At 39.2% G+C, this 12,718-nt stretch carries 9 protein-coding genes; 8 read left to right on the top strand and 1 reads right to left on the bottom strand.

Annotation, left to right across the window (positions count from 1 at the left end; all coding sequences use genetic code 11):
* Positions 1-15: 15 nt before the first annotated feature.
* A complete protein-coding gene (locus SJY45_RS01115; protein ID WP_400072979.1) occupies positions 16-849 on the top strand; it encodes a hypothetical protein in 834 nt (277 codons plus the stop codon).
* Between the two features lie 144 nt (positions 850-993).
* Positions 994-1,446: a GNAT family N-acetyltransferase gene (locus SJY45_RS01110; protein WP_400072978.1), complete on the top strand. Its 453-nt coding sequence runs from the start codon at positions 994-996 to the stop codon at positions 1,444-1,446.
* 23 nt (positions 1,447-1,469) lie between these two features.
* Here the strand turns inward: SJY45_RS01110 and SJY45_RS01105 are convergent, their stop codons facing one another.
* Positions 1,470-4,067 (bottom strand): DUF6923 family protein, encoded by a 2,598-nt coding sequence (locus tag SJY45_RS01105; protein WP_400072977.1) that lies wholly within the window; start codon positions 4,065-4,067, stop codon positions 1,470-1,472.
* Between the two features lie 254 nt (positions 4,068-4,321).
* Here SJY45_RS01105 and SJY45_RS01100 point away from each other — a divergent pair, with 254 nt between their 5' ends.
* From SJY45_RS01100 to SJY45_RS01075, 6 genes are all read left to right on the top strand, one after another.
* Positions 4,322-6,097, top strand: coding sequence for an AMP-dependent synthetase/ligase (locus SJY45_RS01100; protein ID WP_400072976.1), 1,776 nt, complete (start codon positions 4,322-4,324; stop codon positions 6,095-6,097).
* Between the two features lie 184 nt (positions 6,098-6,281).
* Positions 6,282-6,764 (top strand): MarR family winged helix-turn-helix transcriptional regulator, encoded by a 483-nt coding sequence (locus SJY45_RS01095; protein WP_215438942.1) that lies wholly within the window; start codon positions 6,282-6,284, stop codon positions 6,762-6,764.
* Positions 6,765-6,786: 22 nt separating this feature from the next.
* A complete protein-coding gene (locus SJY45_RS01090; RefSeq protein ID WP_400072975.1) occupies positions 6,787-9,192 on the top strand; it encodes a 3-hydroxyacyl-CoA dehydrogenase NAD-binding domain-containing protein in 2,406 nt (801 codons plus the stop codon).
* A gap of 44 nt (positions 9,193-9,236) precedes the next feature.
* Positions 9,237-9,572, top strand: coding sequence for a four helix bundle protein (locus SJY45_RS01085; protein WP_400072974.1), 336 nt, complete (start codon positions 9,237-9,239; stop codon positions 9,570-9,572).
* Positions 9,573-9,622: 50 nt separating this feature from the next.
* Complete coding sequence (locus tag SJY45_RS01080; protein ID WP_215438939.1) at positions 9,623-10,813, top strand: acetyl-CoA C-acyltransferase; 1,191 nt, start codon at positions 9,623-9,625, stop codon at positions 10,811-10,813.
* Positions 10,814-10,844: 31 nt separating this feature from the next.
* Complete coding sequence (locus SJY45_RS01075; RefSeq protein WP_215914658.1) at positions 10,845-12,641, top strand: acyl-CoA dehydrogenase family protein; 1,797 nt, start codon at positions 10,845-10,847, stop codon at positions 12,639-12,641.
* Positions 12,642-12,718 lie beyond the last annotated feature (77 nt).

The following is a 12,718-nucleotide window of genomic DNA, read 5'->3' as shown; positions in this document are numbered from 1 at the left end:
ATCAATCAAGGAGTTATGATGAAATTAGAGATTTTAAAGCATATGTCTCAAAATCTTGATTCAACAGAATACAATCATGTTTTCAAGCTTCTGGAAGAACTTGAGATTACATATGTAATGGATTTTTATATTCCAAAAGGAACTTTAATTTCACGTATAAGGCAATCTAAAATTGTTCCTTTCAAAAGAGAAAATCAAATTTCCTACAACCCAACCCCTACAGATTATGGTCGTGCAAATATTCCAAATGAACCTATTTTTTATGGCTCGTTTCAAGGCCCCCAAATGTTAGATACTTTAGACACCAATTTTTGTGAATGGATGAATATATTTAACAAAAAATCATTGAATGAAATTGGTTTTCCCAAGGATTTTACTGCAGGGTTTTGGGAGGTTCAGGAAAATCTGCCAATCCTTCCTATAATTTACGGCAGCGCTTATAAGAAGCGATTTCCACTTTTTGATCAGTTAAAGGAAAATTATGAAAAGCATGAGGGTGTCACTGAAGCCAGCAAAAGTATAATTGAATTCCTATCCAACGAATTTTCAAAAGCTAATATTAATAATCCAAATATTGATTATAAAATAACAGCTGCGTTTTCTGAACTAATACGAAATAGAGTTGGAGACAAATTCCCAGCAATTCTTTATCCAAGCGTAAGAGCCGCTGATGATGGGTGTAACGTTGCAATAACACCTGATGGGGTAAAAAGGTATTTAAAACTTAAGAGGGTAGAGACTTTTACCGCATATGATAACAAAGGTTCGCTAAGATTGGAAAAGAAAAAAATCGTTACTAAAATCAATCCTGATGGAACTTTTGAATTACCCAGTATCTCTAATTTATAAATAGCCTTTAGAAGAAAAATACATAGAGAATCCCATTACAACAAACTCTCTTGTCTTTTTAAATTTTCCCCCATAGTTTTCTAAACATTTAATAATGGAGTAAAGATCAGGTTTCTTTCAATACAAATAAACAAACAATTGAATATGAAAATCCGAAAAGCAACTGAATCTGACCTTCCTTCGATTGTACAATTGTTGGCCAATGACAAATTGGGGAAGCTGCGGGAAGACTATAAAGTGCCCCTACCCCAAAAATATTACGATGCTTTTAACGCCATTAACGGAGATAAAAACCAAGAACTTATGGTTTTTGTAAACGAGACCGAACAGGTAATTGGTACGATGCAACTCTCTTTTATTCCTTACCTAACGTACCAAGGAGGTGTTCGCGCTCAAATAGAGGCCGTACGTGTACATGAGGACTACCGCAGCAAAGGTATAGGGCGGCAGTTATTTAAATGGGCCATACAACGCGCAGGCGACAAAGGCGCACACGTTGTACAACTCACTACGGACAAAAAACGGCCCGATGCATTAAAATTTTATCAAAATTTAGGTTTTACGGCGAGCCATGAGGGTATGAAATTACATCTCTAACTACGCTCTAAAGTTTTAGGAAACTATTTTACCATCAATTTATCACTCCACGTTTTATCATTGCTACTCGTAATTTTGTAGAAATACAATCCTGGAGTCAAGTTGTTTTTCTTCACAACGATCATATTTTGACCTTCTTTTGAATCTCCCGCCATATCGTGGGAAGATATTTTTTTACCGGCCATGTTAAACAATTCAAAAGTATAGGCCCCAGCACTTTCTTCATAAAAATAGAGGTTGGACTCCGTACGTACCGGGTTAGGATATACTATAGATTCCGAAATATCGTCTGAAATAAAAATCTTATCCTCCACTAAATTATTGAATGATACATTGGAAAGGCTCATTTGCTTTTCTTCAACATTTCCTTCTTCGGACAACAGATTAAAGTTGATTACTTTTAAGCTAGAAAAATCTGTTGTTGCATTGGTTGCGTTTTTAAAGTCCGTATCCAAGACCGTAAAAGTTTTCGCTTCAGCCGTCAAATTTACAGTGGTTGTATACGTAGTACCATCGCCCTTTAGCAATTTTACTTCTAAAGTTCCTGTGCCACTAGCCTCAAAGGACAGCTTACCATAATCCGATAGATCAACCGGAGTAAATCGCGGACTTAGCGCTCGATACACCCCAATATAGCTGGATGTTTTTCCGCTTAACTCAATATTACGTTCTACAGGATAGCCATCTTCTATGTAAGGCGCTTGCACTGGTGTAACCTCATAATTCTCTACCGTTGTACCTTCCGCGGAACCATCTAGCCCCCAAGGTGCATCGGCAACAAAAAGGTCGTCCGGAGTACCATCAGCAATACTTACCCTAAAGCCAAAATCAAATATATTTCCGGTACTTAAGGCCACAGAATCTAAATACCCATCTATTGGAGCTGCCAACTTCATGGTTTCCGTGGTGCCGGTTTCGGTCTTTTTCAATCCACCTTCTAGCTGAATTTTCTCTGTTTTGTTGTTGTTTACCAGATTAAGGATAACTTCTCCTTTGGCATATTTTGCCGATTTTACAAAAACGGGTGGTGGCGTAGAACCTTTATATTCTGAAATTGGGCCATGCACTTCCAAAAGATTTAAAATTTCATCCGCCAACAAAAGCAAGTCATCTACCGTGTTGGACCATATTTGAAAATTGTAATAAGCTGAATTATCTGCATAAGCATCAATATTCCAATGAGATTCCACTACAAATTGATCATTAGCATCCAAACGTGCGGAAAAAGTTAATGCGAACTCCGTATTTCCATCTGGCTGCTTGATAATAGACTTTATAAAATCCTTTTCGCGTAATTGAATAGTAGAAACCGATAAAAGTTGCGCTCCCAAAAACCGGTCGCAAATAAATTTACTATGTTCGTAAACCTTATTGTCCGTTTTTATGACCATTAAAGCACCAATATTGTCATCTTTTCTAAGATAATCTACCGAATAAATATCCGAAGCATTGGTAAGATCCAGCAAATCTGCGGGAGAAGATTCAATAGTACTTGTTTCCCCTACTACATCCAAAGGAACAAGTTGGGTTAACGGAATAGCATCTGCAGAGAATTTTCCGGTCTTGGCATAACTTGGTCCCTTCATGACTCTCTTTGCCGTAAGCTTATCAAATTTATAATTGGTTTTAGCTCTATTGTAATTACGCTCCCCAATAAGCGAAGACAAACGGTCATTACTTTCCAGACCACCATCATTAGCTCCGGAAGTCAAGGTAATTGTGGGACATGCGGCAACACCGGAACACGAAGGGTCATCACAATCTACAAGCCCATCGCCATCATCATCAATTCCGTTAATACAATCCTCTTGTGGTACTGGTGCCGTAGGACATCTTGCCCCGTCATTACTAGAAGCTGCAGGGCCAAAAGCAAAAATATTGGACTTTATTAAACCAAGGCTAATGTCTTGAACCCTATCTATTTTATACACCGCTCCCGTTTGGTTGGCGGAAATGTAGAAATTACCGTCTACATCAAAATAGACCGCACCAAAAGTGTAGTTCAACCCTTGTAGAATAGGAACTACTCCAAGTGCTTCTACTTCTCCGGTATCGGCACTAATTTTATAGAGTATATTCGTACCCTTTTCCACAGTGTACAGTTTATTATCTTGAGCATTAAAAGCCCAATCTGCAATGGATAGACTCTTGCTTAATGTAAACTGCCCTAGGTATTTAAGGTAATTTTCAGATTCAGGATTCAAATCAATTTTATAGTATGATGCGCCTCCTGCTTTAAAATAGTAAATACCTTCTGTTGAAATATCGCCTACATATTTGTTACCTGTAGGTAATTCAGGAATTTCATATTGATCCACTTTAAAATCCTTTCCTATACGAACAATAGATCTAGATGGAGTTGACAAGTATCCCCAGATGTATCCATCTGTAGTATTGTAAGCAACCGCATTTACATTACCAGGAGTAATGTTTTCTGAAACAAGATAAGAGCTGCCTGATGCCAAGTCTAGTGCATAAATATCATTATATTGAAACAAATATGCATTATAGTCGCAATCAAACGGGGTAGACTGCGCTTCTGTTTTAGTATTAAAAAATAAGAGAAGTACGGACACCGCAAAAAATTTAGCGGCCAAACCTATGGTGTATTTTTTCTTCATAATTTCTGCGATTTGGGGTTCATAGGATTTATTACAAAGTTAATGCAAGGTTTCAAGGAATTTTCTTACATTCGTTTGGAATGATATCATAACCCGTTCGTTTACAATTTATTGTAGATGAATGGTTAAAATCGATGTATATCTTTAGGCCTACACAGATTGTCATATTTGTAATCAGAATACATTTTATTTATTAATGTAATTTTAAAATCCGGTGTTCTTTCACTATTTTGCAAGGACATTTAAATACCAATATGCAAAACGTTTCCCGTCTGTTCGATTTTCCACACTACCAGTTGGAAAAATTCAATTTAAAAAAGTCACTCGTCTCCAAAAAAGACGGGAAGTGGATTTCTACGTCCACTAAGGAATATATAGACATGGCAAACACCATTAGTCGTGCGTTGCTAAGAATGGGGGTAAAACCTAATGACAAAATTGCCGTAATATCAATGACCAACCGTACGGAATGGAACATTATGGATATTGGCATTCTTCAGCTTGGGGCTCAAAACGTTCCGGTTTACCCCACTGTTTCGGAAGAGGATTATGCCTATGTTCTCAATCATTCGGAAGCCAAATATTGTTTCGTTTCTTGTGGAGAAGTGTTTCAGAAAGTAAAATCCATACAAGACCAAGTATCTAGTCTTGAACATGTGTATTCTTTTGACCAAGTTACCGGTTGCGATAATTGGGAAAAAGTACTTGAGCTAGGCTCGGATACATCAAACCAAGAAGAAGTAGAAAAGTTAAAGGATGCGGTAAAGAGCACAGACCTTGCTACCCTTATATATACTTCGGGCACAACGGGCAGGCCCAAAGGTGTCATGCTATCCCATGAGAATTTGGTAAGCAATGCCCTGGAAAGTTCTAAACGTTTTCCCATTGAGGACGGAAAAACAAAGGCACTAAGTTTCTTGCCCCTATGCCATGTGTACGAACGTATGCTTATTTATTTGTACCAATTTAGAGGTGTTACCATTTACTATGCCGAGTCTCTAGATAAGATCAGTGAGAATTTAAAGGAAACTCAACCCCATGTAATGACCGCGGTTCCTAGGCTTTTGGAAAAAGTTTATGACAAGATTTATGCCAAGGGAGCGGAGCTTTCAGGTATTAAGAAAAAGCTTTTCTTTTGGGCCGTAGAGCTGGGACTTAAATATGAACCCTACGGTGCTAATGGATGGTGGTACGAACAGCAATTGGCCTTGGCCAGAAAGCTTATATTCAGTAAATGGAAAGAAGGTCTTGGCGGAAACCTAAGCCTTATTGCTTCGGGCAGTGCGGCACTACAGCCCCGTTTGTCCCGTATTTTTAACGCTGCGGAATTTGGCCTTATGGAGGGTTACGGACTATCGGAAACATCTCCCGTAATCTCCGTGAACGATATGCGCGATGGCGGTTTCCGTATTGGAACCGTTGGCAAGCCTATTGCACGAACCGAAGTAAAGATTGCCAATGATGGCGAAATCTGTATAAAAGGCCCACAAGTAATGATGGGCTATTACAAAGATGTTCAGAAGACCGAAGAAGTAATCATAGACGGTTATTTTCATACAGGTGACATTGGTGAGTTGGACAGTGATGGTTTCCTAAAGATTACCGATCGTAAAAAAGAAATGTTCAAAACTTCGGGCGGTAAATATGTTGCGCCCCAGCTATTGGAAAATCGTTTTAAGCAGTCTAGATTTATTGAACAGATCATGGTTGTTGGTGAAGGTGAAAAAATGCCGGCAGCTCTTATTCAACCAGATTTTGACTTTTTACATGAATGGGCCACCAAACATAAAATTACGGTCCCGGAAAATTCGGATATCATTCAAAACGAAGAAGTATTGGCCCGCTACCAACAGGAAGTAGACGAAGCCAATGAAAAATTTGCGAAATGGGAAAAAGTAAAACAATTCCGTCTTACCCCAGATGTATGGAGCATTAGTGAAGGGCACCTTACTCCTACACTTAAATTGCGCCGCAAGATTGTAAAAGAAAAATATATGGACCTTTATAACGATATTTATGGACGCTCATAGCGCTTCCTACATTTGTCATAAATTTCAACACAAAATATTATTTTCCTAAAAAAAGTCTTCACAATCTAAGAATAAAGCTATTTCCTCATAATAGCATTGCTTTTCTGATTTAAAAATTCAAAAATATATTATGCATGCATAATATATTTTTTGTATATTTGGTGACCGTCAACCCACCTTATGTATGAAAGACATTACTATAGACTACGCATTGCGAGCCACGTGGCAAGCCGTAGCTCGCATGTATAACGAAGAGGCTAAAAAATTTGATTCTACCATGGCCGTGGGTTTTACGCTTTTAAGTGTGGACCCTAAAACCGGGACCCCTTCTACGGCCCTTGGGCCAAAAATGGGCATGGAAGCTACAAGTTTATCCCGTATTCTTAAAAGAATGGAGGAGCAAGGTCTCATAGAACGCAAACCAAACCCTAATGACGGACGTGGTGTATTAATCTATTTAACGGAATTTGGTCTAGAGAAAAGAAACGATTCAAAAAATGTGGTCTTACGATTTAATGAAACCGTAAGAAACCATGTTTCCGAAGAAAAAATTAACGGCTTTTTTGAGGTTATGGAAACCATAAATGAGCTTATAGCTGAAAAAACTATTTATACTAATGATAACCTGATTAACGGTCAAGATACACTTGGACCAGAAACAGATTAATTAATAACCCAATAACTACATCGTGAACAAGCATATTAAAAAAGTAGCAGTCATCGGATCCGGAATTATGGGTAGTGGTATTGCTTGCCATTTCGCAAATATCGGAGTAGAAGTGTTATTGCTTGATATCGTTCCAAGAGAATTGAACGATAAGGAAAAAGCAAAAGGATTAACCTTAGAAGACAAAGTTGTACGCAATCGTTTAGTAAACGATTCATTAACGGCAGCCTTGAAATCAAAACCTTCACCTATTTACCATCAAAAATTTGCCTCGCGTATCTCCACAGGAAACCTAGAGGATGATATTGCTAAAGTAAGCAAGGTAGATTGGATTATTGAGGTTGTAGTAGAACGTCTTGATATTAAGAAAAAGGTTTTTGAGAGTCTGGAGAAACACCGTACCCCTGGTACCTTAATTACTTCTAACACTTCGGGTATTCCTATTAAATTTATGTCCGAAGGTCGAAGCGATGATTTCCAGAAACATTTCTGCGGAACCCACTTCTTTAACCCAGCACGTTACCTAAAATTATTCGAGATTATTCCTGGTCCGGAAACTTCGCAGGAAGTACTTGATTTTTTAAATGGATACGGAGAACAGTTTTTAGGAAAGACCTCGGTAGTTGCAAAGGACACTCCCGCTTTTATCGGAAACCGAATCGGGATTTTCAGCATTCAGAGCCTTTTTCACACCGTGAAAGACATGGGCATGACCGTTGAAGAGGTAGACAAGCTTACCGGACCTGTAATAGGTAGACCAAAATCGGCCACTTTTAGAACGGTTGATGTAGTGGGTCTGGATACTTTGGTCCACGTGGCTAACGGTATTCATGAAAACTGTAAGGACGATGAACGTTTAGCGCTTTTTGAACTTCCTGATTTCATCAATACAATGATGGAGAACAAATGGTTGGGAAGCAAAACCGGACAAGGGTTTTACAAGAAATCAAAAGATAAGGACGGAAAGACAGAAATCCTGACTTTGGATTTGGACACAATGGACTACCGTTCAAAGAAAAGTGCCAAGTTCGCTACGTTAGAGTTAACAAAAACTATTGACAAAGTGGTAGACCGCTTTGCCGTATTAGTTGGCGGAAAAGACAAAGCCGGAGAGTTCTACAGAAAGAGTTTTGGACAGTTGTTCGCTTACGTATCGCACAGGATTCCTGAAATAACGGATGAACTCTATAAAATTGATGATGCCATGAAGGCTGGTTTTGGCTGGGAACACGGACCATTTCAAATCTGGGATGCCGTTGGCTTGGACAAAGGGTTAGAATTCATTAAAGCCGGAGGTTTAGAAGCTGCAGCTTGGGTGCAAGAAATGAAAACTGCCGGGCAAGACACCTTCTACTCTGTAAAAGATGGGGCTTCTTATTTCTATGATATTCCAAAGAAGACCATGGAAAAAATACCTGGTCAAGATGCATTTATCATTTTGGATAACATCAGAAAATCAAAAGAAGTATTTAAGAACAGCGGCGTTGTAGTTGAAGATTTGGGCGATGGCATTTTAAATGTTGAATTCCAATCTAAAATGAACACTATTGGTGGCGATGTACTGGCAGGATTGAACAAAGCTATTGACCTTGCCGAAAAGGATTTCCAAGGTCTGGTTGTTGGTAACCAGGCAGCAAATTTCTCCGTTGGCGCCAATATCGGTATGATATTCATGATGGCCGTTGAGCAGGAGTATGATGAGCTTAACATGGCTATTAAAATGTTCCAAGATACGATGATGCGCATGCGTTACTCGGCTATTCCAACTATTTCGGCACCTCACGGTATGACCCTTGGTGGCGGTTGCGAGCTTTCGCTTCATGCGGACAAAGTGGTTGCCGCAGCAGAGACCTACATAGGTCTTGTAGAATTTGGTGTTGGTGTTATTCCCGGTGGTGGTGGCTCAAAAGAGTTTGCCGTTAGAGCACAGGATACTTTCAAAAAGAATGATGTAGAGCTTAATGTCTTACAAGAATATTTCTTGACCATTGGCATGGCCAAAGTATCTACTTCGGCTTACGAAGCGTACGACTTGGGTATTCTTCAACATGGTAAAGATATAGTTGTAGTGAACAAAGATAGGCAGATTGCAACGGCAAAAGCACATGCCAAATTAATGGCCGAAGCCGGTTACACCCAACCCGTTAAACGAAGTGATATAAAAGTTCTTGGTAAACAAGCGCTAGGTATGTTCTTGGTGGGTACGGACTCTATGGAAGCGAGCCATTACATTAGTGAGCACGATAAAAAAATTGCTAATAAACTGGCCTACGTGATGGCTGGCGGTGATTTATCCGAGCCTACGTTAGTGAATGAACAATACCTCTTGGATTTAGAGCGTGAGGCTTTCCTATCTCTTTGTACGGAAAGAAAAACGCTAGAACGTATCCAACACATGTTAAAGACAGGTAAACCTCTAAGAAATTAATGATAAAGAAGTATTGAGATATTAGTATTAGGTAATTGGATAAAATGCATAAGGTAGAAGATTTAAAAATATGGAAAAAGGCTGTTCAACTAGCTAAATCCATTTATCTACTGGCATCGGAATTACCTTCGGAAGAAAAATACGGACTAGTTTCTCAAATTAAAAGATGTTCTGTTTCAATTCCCTCGAATATAGCCGAGGGGGCTGGCAGAAACTCTCAAAAGGAGTTTAAATATTTTTTGAGTATTGCAAACGGTTCGACATATGAGCTACATACGCAACTCATACTCTTAATAGAATTAAACTTGGTAAAAAAAGAAAAAGTAAAACCCGTAATTGATGTTTGTATTGAAATTCAAAAAATGAATTATTCGTTTTAAAGAACATTGTAATCTCAATACTATACACTCAATACTCAATTCAAAATAATATGAAAACTGCATATATAGTCAAAGCATACAGAACAGCTGTCGGAAAGGCTCCGAAAGGAGTTTTCAGGTTTAAGCGAACAGATGAACTCGCCGCAGAAACCATTGAATACATGATGAAAGAATTGCCCGATTTTGACAAAAAACGGATTGATGACGTTATCGTTGGTAATGCCATGCCAGAAGGTTCGCAAGGTCTTAACATGGCACGGTTAATTTCCTTAATGGGATTGGATATTGTTGATGTTCCCGGGGTAACGGTAAACCGTTTTTGTTCTTCAGGTATAGAAACCATTGGAATAGCCACTGCAAAAATTCAGTCGGGAATGGCGGATTGTATTATTGCTGGCGGTGCCGAAAGCATGAGTTCCGTACCTATGACCGGTTATAAAACAGAATTGAACTACGATTTGGTTAGTGAAGGCCATGAGGATTATTACTGGGGAATGGGTAATACGGCCGAAGCGGTTGCCAATGAATACAAAGTCTCTCGGGAAGATCAAGACGAATTTGCCTATAATTCCCACATGAAAGCTCTAAAAGCGCAAGCGGAAGACCGTTTTCAAGATCAAATAGTCCCTATTGAAGTTGAACAAACTTACATTGATGAAAATGGTAAAAAAGCCAATAAAAAATATACGGTAACAAAAGATGAAGGTCCAAGAAAGGGAACTTCTGTAGAAGTACTGAATAAATTGCGTCCGGTTTTTGCGGCGGGCGGAAGCGTAACAGCGGGTAACTCTTCGCAAATGAGTGATGGTGCAGCGTTCGTTATGGTCATGAGCGAAGATATGGTGAAAGAACTGAATCTTGAACCTATTGCTCGTTTGGTCAACTACGCTGCTGCAGGTGTTCCTCCAAGAATAATGGGTATTGGTCCGGTAGCAGCTATTCCTAAAGCCCTTAAACAAGCCGGTTTAAAACAAGATGATATTGAACTTATTGAATTGAACGAAGCTTTTGCGTCGCAATCGCTTGCCGTGATTCGAGAATTAGGGTTAAATCAGGACATTGTAAATGTAAACGGCGGAGCTATCGCGTTGGGACACCCTTTAGGTTGTACCGGGGCCAAGCTATCCGTACAGCTCTTTGATGAAATGAGAAAACGAAATATGCAAGGCAAACACGGTATGGTAACCATGTGCGTAGGTACCGGACAGGGCGCTGCAGGAATTTTCGAATTTTTGAACTAACACAAGAAAACTAACATTAAGTAAAAAAACTATGAGCAAAGAAATTCTACGTGGGGGGCAATTCCTCGTAAAAGAGACCAATTGCGAAGATATCTTCACCTTAGAAGATTTGAACGAAGAGCAGAAAATGATGCGTGAAAGTACCAAAGAATTCGTTGATCGCGAGCTTTGGGCACATTGGGAACGTTTTGAAAAGAAAGATTACGCTTATACTGAAGAATGTATGCGTAAAGCAGGTGAACTTGGACTTTTAAGTGTTGCCGTTCCCGAGTCTTACGGTGGTATGGGTATGGGCTTTGTTTCTACCATGTTAGTTTGTGATTACATTTCAGGTGCTACGGGTTCATTCAGTACCGCCTTTGGGGCACATACAGGAATTGGTACAATGCCAATTACTTTATATGGAACCGAAGAACAAAAACAAAAATATGTACCAAAGTTAGCTTCTGGCGAATGGTTCGGCGCATATTGCTTAACTGAACCTGGTGCTGGATCAGACGCCAATTCAGGTAAAACAAAAGCGGTTTTGTCAGAAGATGGTAAGCATTATAGCATTACGGGCCAAAAAATGTGGATATCCAATGCCGGCTTTTGTAGTTTGTTCATTGTTTTCGCAAGAATTGAGGACGACAAAAACATAACAGGATTTATTGTTGAAAACAAACCGGATAATGGTATATCTCTAGGTGACGAAGAGAAGAAACTAGGTATTCACTCCTCCTCTACCCGTCAAGTATTCTTTAGCGATACCAAAGTTCCTGTTGAGAATATGCTTTCGGAGCGTGGTAATGGGTTTAAAATTGCCATGAACGCCCTAAACATTGGTCGTATTAAATTGGCAGCAGCTTGTTTGGATGCTCAAAGAAGAGTTATTAAAGAAGCTGTAGTATATGCTAATGAGCGTATCCAGTTTAAAACACCGATAATGAATTTTGGTGCTATTAAGGCTAAAATCGCCAATATGGCTACCAATGCTTATGCTGGCGAGTCCGCTAGTTATCGTGCAGCAAAAAATATTGAGGACCGTATAGCCATTCGCGAAGCCGAAGGTAATACGCATCAAGAAGCTGAATTAAAAGGTGTTGAAGAATACGCCATAGAATGTTCTATCTTAAAAGTTGCCGTTTCCGAGGATGTTCAAAACACAACGGACGAAGGTGTTCAGATTTTTGGAGGAATGGGCTTTAGTGCCGATGCCCCAATGGAGAAAGCATGGAGAGATGCCCGTATTGCAAGAATTTACGAGGGTACCAACGAAATTAACCGAATGCTCGTAGTTGGTATGTTGGTCAAGAAAGCAATGAAAGGCCATGTAGATTTACTAGGTCCGGCTACTGCTGTCGGAGAGGAATTAATGGGAATTCCTTCTTTTGATACTCCTGATTTTTCCGAGCTTTTTGCCGAAGAGAAAGATTTAATCAAACGATTAAAGAAAGTCTTCTTGATGGTAGCTGGTAGCGCGGTTCAAAAATATGGTCCTGATTTAGAGAAGCATCAGCAATTGATGTTATCCGCAGCAGATATTCTTATTGAAGTTTACATGGCGGAAAGTACTATTTTGAGAACTGAAAAGAATGCCAAACGTTCTGGTGAAGAATCTCAAAAAACACAGATAGCAATGTCTAAATTATACTTATACAATGCTACCGAAACCATTATTCAAAAAGGTAAAGAGGCCATTATCTCTTTTGCTGAAGGTGATGAGCAACGTATGATGCTAATGGGCTTAAAACGCTTTACCAAATACACGAACAATCCTAACGTAGTAGCACTTCGTACAGAAATTGCGGACAAAGTTGCTGCTGATAACGCATATACTTTCGATTAGTATATAACTCAAGTGTTTGTTGTTATGACGAAAAAACACCCCAATTGGGGTGTTTTTTCATTTATAATATCCGCTTA

Source organism: Zobellia russellii, from assembly GCF_044597075.1.
In the GTDB taxonomy this organism is placed as follows: domain Bacteria; phylum Bacteroidota; class Bacteroidia; order Flavobacteriales; family Flavobacteriaceae; genus Zobellia; species Zobellia russellii.
The sequence above is the reverse complement of the archived record's forward strand: the minus strand, read 5'-3'. Positions and strand labels throughout refer to the sequence as shown.